Source organism: Bacteroides sp. Marseille-P3684, from assembly GCF_900291465.1.
Lineage (GTDB): Bacteria > Bacteroidota > Bacteroidia > Bacteroidales > Bacteroidaceae > Phocaeicola_A.
This window is the reverse complement of sequence record NZ_LT985808.1, coordinates 2,930,364-2,944,233: the sequence shown is the minus strand read 5'-3', so window position 1 is coordinate 2,944,233 and position 13,870 is coordinate 2,930,364. Positions and strand designations below refer to the sequence as shown.

Genomic DNA, 13,870 nt, shown 5'->3' with positions numbered 1-13,870 from the left:
AAGTCTTCAATTTTAGAAAACTATACACTTCGTTTTCGGAATCTTTACATTTTAACGCTCAAACACTATTGTTTCAGGCGTCAAACACTTGTGTTTGGCAAGTCAAACAATATTGTTTCACCTCCCAAACAATATTGTTTCATTCGCGAAAGTCAAATCTTTGGAAAATGAAACGCAAAAACACCGAGTTTCACTCTCCAGAAGGTGAGTGATGTCAACAAATCGGAAGCTTTCATTAATCGTGAAATAGCTAGGTGCCGAGTGTTATTCGGACAGTAAATCCAGCCTTAATCCCTTCATCAAGGATTGTATTCCGCTTGAATCGGTATCCATGTGTATTTTGCGAATCGTCCGAGAAGGGCCTCGGAATCCACCAAACTGTATTTTGGTGCGAGGACGGGCCTTCTCAGGCGGTTCATTTGACATTTTGTCAAAATGGGAAGATTGCATGACGATATAAAAAAGGCTTGTATGCGGGTGTCGTGCCCCGGCATACAAGCCTTTTTCAGTGGGAGAGGGATTATTTCTTAGAATCCTGCCAGTTCAATCAGTTTGTCCACGGCAGCACTCAGTCCGTCGACATTCTTACCACCTGCCGTTGCGAAGTGAGCCTGTCCGCCACCGCCACCTTGAATCAGTTTGGCAGCTTCGCGCACCAGTTTGCCGGCATTGATTCCGGTTGCTACGAGGTCTTCGCTCACAGCTACCGTCAGCATGGGCTTGCCGTTGTCGGTGCTTCCGATGGCAACGAAGAGGTTCGTCGGGAACTCACCCTTCAGCTGGAAGGCGATGTTCTTGACAGAATCGGCAGGCATGGGGAGGACGGCTTTGATGACCTTCACGCCGTGTACATCCTTGGCATTGCCAATCAGCTTGCTTTTTACCAGTGCCTCTTTCTCTTTCATGAACGCTTCCATCTGTTTCTTCAGCCCGGCATTCTCCTCGATGTATTTGCGGATGGCAACTTTCAGGTCGGGAGCGTTGTTGAAGAGCTGACGCAACTCGTTCAGCGTGTCCTCGATGGTGTCCATCATTTCTTCCACTTTCGCTCCGGTGATTGCTTCGATACGGCGGACGCCGGCAGCAACTGAACTCTCGGAAAGAATCTTAACCATACCGATTTTTCCAGTGGCAGACACATGCGTTCCACCACAGAACTCGATGGATGAACCAAACTGTACCACACGGACTTCATCGCCGTATTTCTCACCGAAGAGGGCAATGGCACCGAGTTCTTTGGCTTTCTCGATGGGCAGGTTGCGGTATTCGGTCAAGGGGATGTTCTCGCGGATTTTTGCATTTACCAGGTGTTCTACCTCACGCAGCTGCTCAGGAGTTACTTTCTGGAAGTGTGAGAAGTCGAAGCGCAGCCCGTCGGGGGTCACGAGTGAACCCTTTTGTTCCACGTGGGTTCCCAGAACCTGACGGAGTGCCTCGTCGAGCAAGTGGGTGCATGAGTGGTTGGCAGCGCAGGCGGCACGCTTGTCCGTATCCACGCACGCCATCATCGGGGCATCCAGGTGTTCGGGCAGTCGCTTGGCGAGGTGGATGGGAAGATTGTTCTCCTTCTTCGTGTCAATGATTTCAATCGTTTCGAATTCATTGACCAGCACGCCGGTGTCGCCCACCTGACCTCCGCTTTCGGCATAGAACGGAGTCTTGTCGAGCACAATCTGGTAGAGTGTCTGGTTTTTCTGTTTCACCTGACGGTAACGCAGGATGGAAGTTTCGTATTCCGTATAATCATACCCGACGAATTCCGTTTCGCCCTCCTTGAGTACTACCCAGTCTCCGGTCTCTACGGCAGCAGCATTGCGGGCACGTTGTTTCTGTTTCTGCATCTCCACGTCGAACTCTTCCGTGTTGACTGTCAGACCGTTTTCGCGCAGGATGAGTTCGGTCAGGTCGAGCGGGAAGCCGAAGGTGTCGTAGAGCGTGAAAGCGTCCACACCACTGATTTCCTTTTTACCGGAAGCCTTGGCATCTTCCATGGTCTTGTCCAGCAGACGGATACCGGTCTCCAAGGTGCGGAGGAAGGCTTCTTCCTCTTCCTTGATGACTTTTTCGATGAGTGTCTGCTGTGCCTGGAGTTCGGGATAGGCATCGCCCATGGTCTCAATCAGGATGGGCAGCAGGCGGTACATGAAGGCCTGTTTCTGTCCCAGGAAGGTATATCCGTAGCGGACGGCACGGCGCAGGATGCGTCGGATGACATACCCTGCTTTGGCATTTGATGGGAGCTGGCCGTCGGTGATGGAGAAGGCGATGGTACGGATGTGGTCGGCAATCACGCGCATGGCAACGTCCGTCTGCGGGTCTTTGCCATAGACCGTGCCTGCCATGGAAGCAATCACACGGATGATGGGTTGGAACACGTCCGTGTCATAGTTGGATGTTTTCCCCTGCAGGGCCATGCAGAGGCGTTCGAAGCCCATGCCGGTATCGATGACGCGGGCAGGGAGGGGTTCGAGGCTTCCGTCAGCCTTGCGGTTGTACTGCATGAAGACGAGGTTCCAGATTTCGATGACCTGCGGATGGTCGTGGTTCACCAGGTCACGTCCGGGAACTTTGGCGCGTTCTTCAGCCGGACGGAGGTCAATATGGATTTCCGAGCAGGGACCACAGGGACCCGTGTCGCCCATTTCCCAGAAGTTGTCGTGCTTGTTGCCGTTGAGGATGTGGTCTTTCGGGAGGAACTGTTCCCAGTAGCCGGCAGCTTCATTGTCCCGTTCCAGTCCTTCCTCGGGGCTTCCTTCGAAGACCGTGGCATAGAGGTTGGCAGGGTCGATTTTCAGTACGTCAACCAGGTATTCCCATGCCCAGCTGATGGCCTCCTTCTTGAAATAATCTCCGAACGACCAGTTGCCCAGCATCTCGAACATCGTATGGTGGTATGTGTCGTGTCCCACTTCTTCCAGGTCGTTGTGCTTGCCGCTCACGCGCAGACACTTCTGGGAGTCAGCCACACGTTTGTTCTTGGCGGGGTGGTTGCCAAGGATTATGTCTTTGAATTGGTTCATTCCGGCATTGGTAAACATCAAGGTCGGGTCATCTTTGATCACCATGGGAGCCGAAGGTACGATGACGTGGCCTTTTGACTCGAAGAAACGTTTAAAAGATTCTCTGATTTCTTTTGCAGTCAGCATATATCTAAAAGTCGTTTGTAGTTAATATTCTCAAAAACAGTTTGCAAAGATAAGGTCTTTTGTTATTTTTGCCTCAACTATTTATGTGAAATATTCATTAAGGTGGACCTTTTTGTTCACGTTGTTTGAAGAAAGGCATGCGCAAAGTCTATTATATCTATAACCCTCGAACCCGCACTTACGATAGGATTTATCCCACTGTCAGACAACGTATTCTCAGCATTGCTCGTCAGCTTTTTGTCGGTATGGGCCTGGGAGCCGGATGCTTCCTGGCCTTGTTTCTTTTCCTGGGCTCTCCTTCCGAGAAGGAACTCCGTGTGGAGAATGCGCGGATGGAAGCGCAGTACAATGTGCTGTCCAAGCAGCTGGATGATGCACTGACGGTCTTGAAGGACATCCAGCAGCGGGACGATAACCTCTATCGGGTGGTCCTGCAGGCAGACCCCATCGCCGACGGTGTCCGTATGGCGGGTTACCGGGACGGGCGTTACGAGGAGTTCATGGACCTGGCGAATGCCGATCTGGTGGTGAATACGACCCGGAAGCTGGATATGCTCCGCCGTCAGCTTTACATCCAGTCGGAGTCCTTTGACGAGGTCGTGTCGCTGTGTAAGAATCACGATGAGATGTTGCTCTGCATTCCCGCCATCCAGCCCATCTCGAACAAGGACCTCAAGCAGACGGCGTCCGGTTACGGGATACGTATCGACCCCATTTACAAGACGACGAAGTTTCACTCAGGCATGGACTTCAGCGCCAATCCGGGAACCGACGTCTATGCTACCGGTAACGGGACGGTGGTCTCTGCCGGGTGGGAAACTGCATACGGCAACACCATTGAAATCAATCATGGCTTTGGCTATCGCACTCGTTATGCCCACCTGCAATCCATCAAGGTGAAGGTGGGACAGAAGGTGGTCCGCGGCGAGGTCATCGGTGGAGTGGGATCGTCGGGCAAGAGCACGGGACCGCACTTGCACTACGAAGTGGTGGTCAAGGGGGAGAAGGTCAATCCGGTGAATTACTACTTCATGGATTTGAGTGCGGAGGATTACGACAAGATGATCCAGATGGCCGCCAACCATGGCAAGGTGTATGATTGATGTATATTTACAGGAAAGTAGAAACGTATTGTTATGGCATATAAGGAAAACAAGAATTTGAAGCTGTATTACTCCATCGGGGAGGTCGCTGCCATGTTCAAAGTGTCAGAGACGTTGTTGCGCTATTGGGAGAAAGAGTTCCCGACACTCATTACGCCCCGGAAAAGCGGAAGGCAAATCCGGCAATACACGGAAGAGAACATCGAGCAGGTACGTTTGATTTACCATCTGGTGAAGGAGAAAGGCATGACCTTGCAGGGGGCACGTCAGATGTTGAAGACCAACCGGACCGCTACCGTGCAGACCATGGAGGTGATCAACCGTCTGAAAGCCATCCGGGAGGAGCTGATGACCCTGAAGCAGGAGCTGGACCAGACCATCTACTGATACGGCATCCGGAATACGGAGAGCCTTCGGACTCTCTCAACCGAAGAGGCACAAAGACACAGCCCGGAACGACAGTCCTACTGTCCACGTCGTTTCCCTGTGTCTTTGTGCCTCTTTGGTTAATGGGTATGCACCGGTCGTGTCTGTCGTCAGACGCGGGTGACCGATTGGATGTTCTTCACCTGACGCAGGGAGTTGCAGAGGGTCTTCACATCTTCCACATCGAAGACGTAAAGCTCGATTTGCCCTTCAAAGATACCCTCGTTGCTCTCGATGCACAGTTTGTGGATGTTCACGTTGAGCTGCCGTGAAATGATTTGGGTGATTTCGTTGATGAGACCCAGGTCGTCGATACCCTTTACCTGAATGGTTGCGGCAAATGCCATGGTCCGGCGTGTGTGCCATTCGGCGGCGAGGATGCGGTTTCCCTGGCTGCTCTTGAGCTTGGCAGCAATGGGGCACTGGCGTTTGTGGATGACAATCTGGTCATTCTCATTCAAGAATCCCAAGACATCATCACCCGGTATGGGCTTGCAGCATTTGGCGAGGATGAAGTCCTTGCCTACGCCTGCTTCGGTCAGGATGACAGGCTTCTTCTTGTCAATGCCGGTGGCAGGTGCCGGTTCATTGGCAGGGGGAAGTTGGGGCGTTTCTTTCGTTTTGCTGCGGTTGAAGGGGAAGATGTACTTGGTATACTTCTTCCAATTGTTGTTGTTGCCTTTGTCCTTCAGGATGTTCCGGTCTTCTTCATTCAGGACGAGCGTCTTCTGTCCCAGTGCGGCGAGGAAGTTCTCACGGGTCATCTGGTGAAGGGCCAACAGCTTGTCTACATTGATGCTGGTCGGCTCAATTTCCTCCTTCTTGAAGAATTCGGCAAGAACATCTTCGCCCAGCTTCTGTGCCTGACGCTGTTCCCGTTTCAGGATGGCAAGAATCTTGGCCTTAGCCTTGGCTGTTGATACGAAGTTCACCCACGAGGGTTGGATACGCTGTGCTTTCGAAGTCAGGATTTCCACCTGGTCGCCACTCTGCAGCCGGTGGCTCAGCGGAACCAGTTTATGGTTCACTTTGGCACCGATACAATGGCTGCCCAGGAAGGTATGGATGGAGAAGGCGAAGTCCAGTGCCGTACAGTTGGCAGGCATCGTCTTGATTTCCCCTTTCGGCGTAAAGACGAAGATTTCAGAGGCAAAGAGGTTCAGCTTGATGGTGTCGAGCAAGTCCATGGAGTCGGGTTGGGGGTCATCGAGGATTTCCTTGATGGTGTGCAGCCACTTCTCCAGTTCGCCTTCGTCTTCGCTGCCTCCCCCTTCTTTGTATTTCCAGTGTGCGGCAAAGCCCTGTTCGGCAACGTCGTCCATGCGTTGGCTGCGGATTTGCACCTCGATCCATTGTCCGCGGTTGCTCATCAGTGTGACGTGCAGTGCCTGGTAACCGTTGGCCTTCGGGTGGTTCACCCAGTCGCGCAGGCGGTCAGGGTGTGGCTTGTATATCTTCGAGAGGGCGACGTAGATGTTGAAGCATTCATTGAGTTCTTCCGCCATCGACTTGGGCTTGAATATGATGCGGACGGCCAGGATGTCGTAGATTTCCTCGAAGGTGATGTGCTTGGTCTGCATCTTGTTCCAGATCGAGTAGGGGGACTTGATGCGTGCCTTGATTTCATATTCCAATCCCATCTTGTCGAGTTGTGCGCGAATGGGGTCGGTAAACTCCTTGAACACTTCATCTCGGCTGGCTTGTGTCTCGGCCAGTTTGTCGTTGATCTGGTTGTACTCTTCCGGGTGTTCGTACTTGAAGCTCAGGTCTTCCAGCTCGGTCTTGATTTTGTTCAGTCCGAGGCGGTTGGCAAGCGGTGCATAGATGTAGAGCGTTTCGCCGGCAATCTTGTACTGCTTGTTGGGCAGCATGGACCCCAAGGTACGCATGTTGTGCAGACGGTCGGCAATCTTGATGAGGATGACGCGGATGTCGTCTGACATGGTGAGGAGGAGCTTCTTGAAGTTCTCTGCCTGTGCCGAGGCGCGGTCTCCGAAGATACCTCCGGAGATTTTGGTCAGTCCGTCCACAATCTGTGCGATTTTGGGACCGAACAGGTTGGCAATGTCCTCCACGGTGTAGTCCGTGTCCTCCACCACGTCGTGGAGAAGAGCCGAACAGATGGAGGTAGAGCCCAGTCCGATTTCAGTACAAACGATTTTCGCTACGGCGATGGGATGCAGGATGTAAGGCTCGCCCGAGCGTCGTTTGACTCCTTTGTGTGCCTGTTTGGCAAAGTTGAACGCTTTGGTGATGATCTCGACTTTCTTGCGGTGCTTGGTCGCAAGATAGCAGTTCAGAAGATCCTGAAAAGCAGCATTAATCAGTTCTTCTTCTTGCATCTCTTTGGTTTGTACATGGTCTTCCATAATCGTCAAAATGTGAATTTAAGGTTTAACGGACTCTGATGGACTTGCCGGCCGTGATGCGGTTACCACGGATGCCGTTCAAGCTTCTCAGGCGACGGACGCTTGTCCCGAACTTCTCGGCAATCTCCGAGAGGGTATCGCCGCGTCGTATCTTGTAATATTTGGCACCTGCCGTACTGGCGGCTGCCCGTGCTGCCGGTTGTTGGACGGCTACTTGTCTGCGTTTGGTGAACAGCTCGTCTGCCCGGTGGGTGTAGACAGAGTCTTTTGCGTCGATGAAGGCTGTCAGGGCTGCATGCGGAAGTCGCAGGATGCAGTCGCCGCTGTTGCCCGGTATAATCTCAGTCTTGTATTGCGGATTCAGTGCATGCAGCGATTCCAGGTCGATGTTGCACAAGTCGGAAATCTGTTGGAAATGCAGCTCGCGGTTGATGTGTATGGTATCTGTCGCCAAGGGCAGTTGCGTGTCCATCGGGCAGATGTTATGGTCACAGTAATAGTTCATGATGTAGTTGGCTGCGATGAAGGCAGGCACATACCCCCGTGTCTCTTTCGGCAGGTAGTTGTAGATGCTCCAGTAGTCCCGGGCGCCATTGGCACGGTGAATGGCTTTGTTGACAGTACCCGGACCGCAGTTGTAGGCAGCAATGACCAGGTTCCAGTCTTGGAAAGCCTCGTAAAGGTCGTTCAGGTAACGTGCGGCAGCATACGTAGCCTTGATGGGGTCGCGGCGTTCGTCGATGAGGCTGTTGGTCTCAAGTCCGTAAATCTTTCCCGTACCCAGCATGAATTGCCAGAGTCCGGTCGCTCCCTGCCTGGATACGGCGGTCGGGTTGAGTGCCGACTCGATGATGGGCAGGTATTTCAGCTCATAGGGGAGGTTGTACAAGTCGAGTGCCTGTTCGAAGATAGGCATATAGAAATTGGAGGCTCCCAGCATGTAAGACACCGATTTGCGCAGGCGTCCGCTGTACATGTCGATGAACTTGCGCACAATGTCGTTGTAGGGCATTTCCATGATGGTCGGTATGCGGGACAGGCGGTCGATATAGATGGAATCCGGATAGGTCGGGTTCACATCTTCGTAGTTGCAGTCTTCGGGAGAGATTGACAGGTAATTCTTTGCATGCCAATTGGACAGCAGGCTGTCGATCGACAGCGTCATGTTTTCCGGAATGTCGATTTCTTCCACATTGCCGGATGGCGAGGTGACGGCGATGCTTTGCTGTGCATGCAGGTTCAGTGATGTGATAAACAGGACAAGGATAAATATCTTTTTCATATAGCAAGTTAAAATCTTAATCGGCATTGCAGGCCCACTGAAGAGTTCTTGTCGATGCTCAACTGTCGGCTGTAGTTCTTACTGAAAAGGTTGTTATTGTTGTTTATGATAGTCGGTTCCACTTTCAGGCTGATGTCTTTCGAAATGTCAAAGTTCGACAGCTCGGCGTCCACGTAGGCGTCAATCACCGATAGGGCGTAGACGGCAATGAAACAGAAAATGCTCAGGTCGCGGTAGCGGCGGTAGTAATCCTTCTTCCGTTTGAAGATATTCTCGAATTGCGATTCATTGCCTTCAATCTTGTAGTTGGGTGGAAGAAAGTCCTTGTAGCTGTCGGTGTTCGGGTCATCATCCATCAGGTCTAGATAGGCCTGTGAATAGTCTGAATACATCTGGTTGTTCCATGTCAGGGCGTAGGCACATCCCACAAATCCGCCATAGACAATCGGTAGTTTCCAATACTTGCGATTATAAATCTGTCCTCCTCCCGGGATGAGCAGAGCCAGCCAGGTAGCCCGTTTGGGGTCGGGCATCCACCGCTTCTTTACCGGTTCGGGAGTAGTGGTCTGATGGATGGAATCGCTTCCGGCATAAAGCCTGGCAGTGTCTATGGGAGCTTCCAGGATTTCCAGTTGCCGGTCTTGCAGCATCGTCAGGCTGTCGTTGACCAGGGAGTCTGTCACGAGCGAATCAGCGACAGCCACCTGTGCACAGGCAGCCGTACGTCCGCCGCATACCAGCAACAGAGTCAGCAACAGGGTTATCCATTGACGATAGGTATGAATCATACGTTTCAAGGCTGATGATTATTCTTGCGGTTTGAGTTTATCGAATATCTCCATGATGCGTTCCAGTTCCTCCTCATTGTTGAAAGGAATGCTGATTTTACCTTTTCCCGATTGGCTGCACGACATCTGTACCTTGGTATGGAAGAAGTCGGACAGGTGGGAGCGCAGGGCATCATATTCTTCCGAAAGTTTGGCGCCACGGGGGGTGATTTTCTTTTCACCGCTCTTGATGCTCTCCCCTTCGCTGAGTGCTTTGACCATTTCTTCGACTTTGCGGACGGAGTAGTGGTGCTTGAGGATTTCTTCGAAAATCTTGATTTGAGTCTTGGGGTCTTCCAGTGTCAGGAGCGCACGGGCATGTCCCATGTCAATCTCTTTCTTTTGCAGGGCGACCTGAATCGGTGCCGGGAGTTTCAGCAGACGGAGATAGTTCGAGATGGTCGTGCGTTTCTTTCCCACTCGCTGGCTCAAGCGCTCCTGCGTCATTTCGTACTGTTCCAGCAAATGCTGGTAGGCGAGGGCAATCTCCAGAGAGTTCAGGTCTTCGCGCTGGATGTTCTCGATGAGTGCCATCTCCATCACATTTTCGTCATCGGCAGTGCGTATGTAGGCGGGGATGGTCGTCAGACCTGCCATTTGGGAAGCCCGGAAGCGTCGTTCACCGGCAATGATCTGGTAGGAATCGTCGCTGATTTTACGCAAGGTGATAGGCTGTATGATGCCGATTTCAGCAATGGAGTCTGCCAGTTCCTGCAGAGCTTCGGGGTCAAAGTCCCGTCGGGGTTGGTTGGGATTTACTGAAATCTTCGACAGCTCCACTTCGTTGATGGAAGAAGAGCCGCTGGTACGCACTTCCTCCGTAGAGATGAGTGCATCCAGTCCGCGTCCTAAAGCAAATTTCTTATGTACTGCCATGAATCTTCTACTTACTGTTTCGTTTGATTATTTCTTGTGCCAATGCCAGGTAGTTCTTCGAGCCTTTCGAGTCGGCATCATAAAGAATGACCGGGATGCCATGGCTGGGCGCTTCGCTCAACGTGACGTTGCGTTGGATGACGGTCTTGAATACCAGTTCCTGGAAGTGGTTCTTCACCTCTTCATACACTTGGTTCGCTGAACGCAGGCGCGAGTCGTACATCGTGAGCAGGAACCCTTCGATGTCCAGTGCAGGGTTCAGTTTCGACTTGATGATTTTGATGGTGTTGAGCAACTTGCTGATTCCTTCAAGTGCAAAATACTCACACTGTACCGGAATGATTACCGAGTCAGCTGCCGTCAGGGCATTGATGGTGATAAGTCCCAGTGACGGTGAGCAGTCGATGAGGATATAGTCATACATCTCTTTCATCGGAGCCAACAGCTTTTTCATTACTTTCTCACGGTCGTCCAGCTGAATCATCTCAATCTCGGCACCTACGAGGTCGATATGTGAAGGTACGATGTCCAACCCTTCGATGTCAGTCGTGTAAATGGCTTCACGAATATCCTGTTGGTTCACCAGGCATTCGTAGATAGAACAGTCAACTTCCTTTAAATCCACCCCCAGTCCCGATGAGGCATTTGCCTGGGGGTCGGCGTCAATCACCAGCACGCTTTTCTCAAGTGTGGCCAATGATGCAGCCAGATTAATCGTAGTTGTAGTCTTACCAACGCCACCTTTCTGGTTGGCTAAAGCAATAATCTTTCCCATTTGTATCATTTTACTAGTTCAAGAAGCTTACACTCCTTGAAGTTGCAAATATAGACAATTCTATGTAAAGATGTCTATTTTTTGACAGAGCCTTTCACGCAGATTAAGAAATATTCCTATAAGCTGTTCGCGGGCTGGCTATTTTTCGTACTTTTGCCCGCAAACATAATATATAAGGTATGAAGAATGAATCTCCACTGATATTAGTCTCAAACGATGATGGCGTTACGGCCAAAGGAATCAATGAATTAATACGCATGCTCCGTCCGCTGGGAGAGGTGGTTGTCATGGCACCGGACTCTCCGCGTTCCGGGGCTGCCTGTTCGTTGACTTCGAAGTCTCCGGTGCACTATGCGCTTTATCATCGGGAAGAAGGATTGACAGTTTATGCCTGTTCGGGCACTCCGGTCGACTGTGTCAAGCTCGCCATGCACGATGCGTTGCCGAGGCGTCCGGATGTGGTCATCGGTGGAATTAATCATGGCGATAATTCGGCTGTCAATGTCCACTATTCCGGTACGATGGGAGTAGTGCTCGAGGGATGTATGAAGGGGGTCCCTTCCATCGGCTTCTCACTGTGCGACCATGACCCTGACGCCGACTTTGCTCCCTTGACAGCCTATGTCCAAGGCATCACAAAGGAAGTCCTGCGGCATGGTTTGTCCGGTGGAGTCTGTCTGAATGTCAATTTCCCGTTGACTCCTTCCTTCCGGGGTGTGAAGGTCTGCCGGCAGACGCGGGGAGGATGGCACAATGAGTGGGCGGATTGTCCGCATCCTTATAAGACACATTATTACTGGTTGACCGGTTCCTTTCAGAGCGATGATGAAGGCGAGGACTCTGATGTCTGGGCGTTGAACAACGGTTACGTCGCCATTACCCCCGTCAAGATTGACGTGACGGCCTACGAGATGATGGAACAAATGAAAGACTGGAATCTGGATATTTAGCTTATGAAGTATTATTTGATTGTCGGCGAGGCATCGGGTGACCTGCATGCATCCAACCTGATGGCAGCCATACGCCGGGAAGACCCGGAGGCGGACTTCCGTTTTTTCGGAGGAGATCTGATGACCGCCGTGGGAGGCAAGCGGGTGAAGCATTACCGTGAATTGGCATACATGGGCTTTATCCCGGTACTGCTCCATTTGCCTACCATTTTTGCCAACATGCGTCTGTGTAAAGAGGACATCGTACAGTGGCATCCCGACGTGGTGATCCTGGTGGACTATCCCGGCTTTAATCTGGGCATTGCCAAGTTTGTCAGGGCAAAGACCCGGATTCCCGTGTTCTATTATATCTCCCCTAAAATCTGGGCGTGGAAGACGTATCGCATCAAGAATATCAAGCGGGATGTGGACGAGCTCTTTTCCATTCTTCCTTTTGAAGTGGATTTTTATCGGAAGTATGACTATCCCATTCACTATGTGGGCAATCCGTGTGTGGATGCTGTGGCTAAATTCCGGGAAACCACTTCGGAGACATGGGCAGAGTTTCTGCGTGCCAACGGACTTGACCCTTCGCGTCCCATTATCGCCCTGCTGGCAGGTAGCCGCAAGCAGGAAATCAAGGACAATTTGCCCGACATGATACGTGCGGCTTCGGCTTTTCCGGAGTATCAGATGGTATTGGCAGGTGCACCCGGTATTGACCCCTTCTATTACGGTGAGTTCATTCAGGGAACACCGGTAAAGGTCGTTTACGGACAGACCTATCCGCTCCTTGCCAATGCCCATGTGGCACTGGTTACTTCGGGGACAGCGACGCTGGAGACCGCTTTGTTCCGTGTGCCTCAGGTGGTGTGTTACCATACGCCCATCGGCAAGGTCATCTCTTTCTTGCGGCGGCATGTCTTGAAGGTGAAATACATTTCGCTGGTCAATCTGATTGCCGGCAGGGAGGTGGTACGCGAGCTGGTGGCGGATACCATGACCGTGGAGAACATGCAACGTGAACTGAGGCGTTTGCTCGGTGGAGACGAACGCCGGAAGATGTTGGATGAATACGACCGAATTATCAATCTTTTAGGTGCTCCGGGCGCTTCGGAAAAGGCTGCGCGCCAGATGCTCGATGTGTTGCGCGGGCGTAGTTGAGATATTCCCTTAGTCACTGAATGCGGATTGATTGATATGAGTACGACAGAATTTGAAAGGCACGATGGTATCAGGACAGACGAGTCCCGGAACCAGCTGCGGGCAACGGTGTTGCAGACCGATATCGTCTGGTGTCATGCTGCAGCCAACCGCGAACACCTGGAGTCGCTTTTGAGAGACGCTCCGTCAAGCGATATCTATCTGCTTCCTGAGATGTTTGCTACCGGGTTCTGCATGCAGCCCGGTCTTCCGGGAGTAGCCGCTACGGCGGAGGATACCTTGGAATGGATGCGTCAGTGGGCTGTCCGGCTGGATGCAGCCCTGGCAGGCAGTCTGCCGGTGGAAGCGGACGGCAGGTTCTACAACCGGTTCTTCTTTGTGATGCCTCACTCCGTGGAGGCTTATGACAAACGCCATTTGTTTACGTATGGTGGAGAGGATAAGGTCTATGCCCCGGGACAGAAACGGGTTGTCGTGGAGTTCCGCGGATGGCGTTTCCTGCTTCAGGTATGTTATGACTTGCGTTTCCCTGTCTTTGCACGGAACCGCGGTGATTATGAGGTAGCCCTCTATGTGGCAAACTGGCCGGTGCCGCGAATCCGGGTCTGGGATGCGTTGCTGGATGCACGTGCCTTGGAAAACCAATGTTATGTGCTGGCATCCAACCGGGTGGGACACGATCCCGTTGCCGCCTATGACGGACATAGCCGGGTGATTGATCCGTATGGCAAAGTCATCGCATCCTGTGTAGACGGACAGGAAGGATTTGCTACGGCGGTGCTTGACCGGGAGCGGCTGGAGGCATTCCGGCGGAAATTTCCGGTCCTGGAGGATGGAGATGCCTTCACATTCGAAGAAAATGGATAGACGCCTTGCCGCTTGTCACCTGCGCTTTGGATTTGCGGAAGTAAATTCGAAACAGTTTCTAATTTTGTACTGAAAAAGGAAGACGGTATAAGGCTAAAATAGTAAT

At 52.0% G+C, this 13,870-nt stretch carries 11 protein-coding genes; 5 read left to right on the top strand and 6 right to left on the bottom strand.

The window, feature by feature from the left end:
- Nucleotides 1–527 precede the first annotated feature (527 nt).
- Entirely contained in the window at nucleotides 528–3,146 is a 2,619-nt protein-coding gene (gene alaS, locus C8275_RS11630) for an alanine--tRNA ligase (RefSeq protein ID WP_106485214.1), read from the bottom strand.
- Nucleotides 3,147–3,283: 137 nt separating this feature from the next.
- Between alaS and C8275_RS11625 the strand changes: the two genes are divergently transcribed.
- Together C8275_RS11625 and C8275_RS11620 are read left to right on the top strand one after the other, a co-directional pair.
- The gene (locus C8275_RS11625) at nucleotides 3,284–4,249 is read left to right on the top strand and encodes a M23 family metallopeptidase (protein WP_106625825.1); all 966 of its coding nucleotides are present in this window, start codon (nucleotides 3,284–3,286) and stop codon (nucleotides 4,247–4,249) included.
- Between the two features lie 33 nt (nucleotides 4,250–4,282).
- Nucleotides 4,283–4,636 carry a MerR family transcriptional regulator gene (locus C8275_RS11620; RefSeq protein ID WP_022383828.1) on the top strand — a complete coding sequence of 118 codons (354 nt, stop codon included), beginning with the start codon at nucleotides 4,283–4,285 and terminating at the stop codon, nucleotides 4,634–4,636.
- A 149-nt stretch (nucleotides 4,637–4,785) separates the two neighbouring features.
- Here C8275_RS11620 and C8275_RS11615 read toward each other — a convergent pair whose 3' ends face one another.
- The 5 genes from C8275_RS11615 to C8275_RS11595 are packed head-to-tail and all read right to left on the bottom strand — an operon-like array spanning nucleotide 4,786 to nucleotide 10,804.
- A complete protein-coding gene (locus tag C8275_RS11615) occupies nucleotides 4,786–7,044 on the bottom strand; it encodes a bifunctional (p)ppGpp synthetase/guanosine-3',5'-bis(diphosphate) 3'-pyrophosphohydrolase (RefSeq protein WP_106485213.1) in 2,259 nt (752 codons plus the stop codon).
- Nucleotides 7,045–7,069: 25 nt separating this feature from the next.
- A complete protein-coding gene (locus tag C8275_RS11610) occupies nucleotides 7,070–8,326 on the bottom strand; it encodes a lytic transglycosylase domain-containing protein (RefSeq protein ID WP_106485212.1) in 1,257 nt (418 codons plus the stop codon).
- Between the two features lie 8 nt (nucleotides 8,327–8,334).
- Entirely contained in the window at nucleotides 8,335–9,123 is a 789-nt protein-coding gene (locus C8275_RS11605; RefSeq protein WP_234395763.1) for a DUF5683 domain-containing protein, read from the bottom strand.
- A 9-nt stretch (nucleotides 9,124–9,132) separates the two neighbouring features.
- The gene (locus tag C8275_RS11600; RefSeq protein WP_022383824.1) at nucleotides 9,133–10,029 is read right to left on the bottom strand and encodes a ParB/RepB/Spo0J family partition protein; all 897 of its coding nucleotides are present in this window, start codon (nucleotides 10,027–10,029) and stop codon (nucleotides 9,133–9,135) included.
- Between the two features lie 7 nt (nucleotides 10,030–10,036).
- A complete protein-coding gene (locus tag C8275_RS11595; protein WP_106485211.1) occupies nucleotides 10,037–10,804 on the bottom strand; it encodes a ParA family protein in 768 nt (255 codons plus the stop codon).
- Nucleotides 10,805–10,983: 179 nt separating this feature from the next.
- Here C8275_RS11595 and surE point away from each other — a divergent pair, with 179 nt between their 5' ends.
- From surE to C8275_RS11580, 3 genes are all read left to right on the top strand, one after another.
- Nucleotides 10,984–11,754: a 5'/3'-nucleotidase SurE gene (gene surE, locus C8275_RS11590; RefSeq protein WP_106485210.1), complete on the top strand. Its 771-nt coding sequence runs from the start codon at nucleotides 10,984–10,986 to the stop codon at nucleotides 11,752–11,754.
- A 3-nt stretch (nucleotides 11,755–11,757) separates the two neighbouring features.
- Entirely contained in the window at nucleotides 11,758–12,897 is a 1,140-nt protein-coding gene (lpxB, locus tag C8275_RS11585; protein ID WP_106485209.1) for a lipid-A-disaccharide synthase, read from the top strand.
- Between the two features lie 96 nt (nucleotides 12,898–12,993).
- Nucleotides 12,994–13,764: an amidohydrolase gene (locus C8275_RS11580; RefSeq protein ID WP_106625824.1), complete on the top strand. Its 771-nt coding sequence runs from the start codon at nucleotides 12,994–12,996 to the stop codon at nucleotides 13,762–13,764.
- The last annotated feature ends 106 nt before the right edge of the window (nucleotides 13,765–13,870 follow it).